The 798-nt window shown below is 46.0% G+C and carries 1 protein-coding gene; it reads right to left on the bottom strand.

The features are described from left to right. Positions 1-798, bottom strand: a 798-nt coding sequence (locus tag A3738_RS09130) for a thiamine pyrophosphate-dependent enzyme (protein ID WP_255376160.1), incomplete at both ends; no start/stop codon positions are given.

Here is a 798-nt window from a genome sequence, read left to right as displayed (position 1 = left end):
GACTGCAATTTCTTTCCGAGCTTCTGTATTGTCTTAAGAGCAACACCCGTTTTCGCACGAGCGGTCCACTCGTGCCCCAAATAAGGCGCCCAATCAACATGCATCTTAGAGGTAGGCTCCAATACCAAACTGCGAGTTACATGCTCGCCGTTATCTAGTGCCGCTCTATAGTCATCCTCAAGTTTTTTGCTTTGCTCCGCAGTAATAAACCCAAGTTCGACAAGCTTGCTCGAATAAATGGTGCGAGTAGTTGGCAATTTTTTAATTATGTCATACATCAAAGGCTGAGTACCTGAAGGTTCGTCAGCTTCGTTATGACCACGACGGCGATAACAAACCAAGTCAATCACAACATCGCTTTTAAACTCATTGCGATAATCAAGCGCAACTTGAGTTGCGAACAATACTGCCTCTGGATCATCGCCGTTAACATGCAGTATTGGAGCATGAATCATCTTAGCAACGTCAGTACAGTATTCAGTTGATCGCGCATCGACACGTTTGTTAGTAGTAAAGCCAACCTGGTTATTGATTACGATATGAATCGAGCCGCCAGTCTTGTATCCACGCGTCTGAGACATCTGAAATGTCTCCATCACCACGCCTTGACCGGAAAACGCAGCATCGCCGTGCATAATAATCGGCAACACACTATTACCAACAGCATCTTCGCGACGATTTTGTCTTGCCCGAACCGAGCCCTCAACCACAGGAGATACAATCTCAAGGTGAGAAGGATTAAATGACAAGGCTAAGTGTGCCTCACCACCCGGAGTCATAACGTTAGATGAGAAACCT

It is taken from the genome of Oleiphilus sp. HI0066 (genome assembly GCF_001635725.1).
Note: the sequence above shows the minus strand (reverse complement) of the source record. Positions and strands in the feature narration are given on the sequence as shown.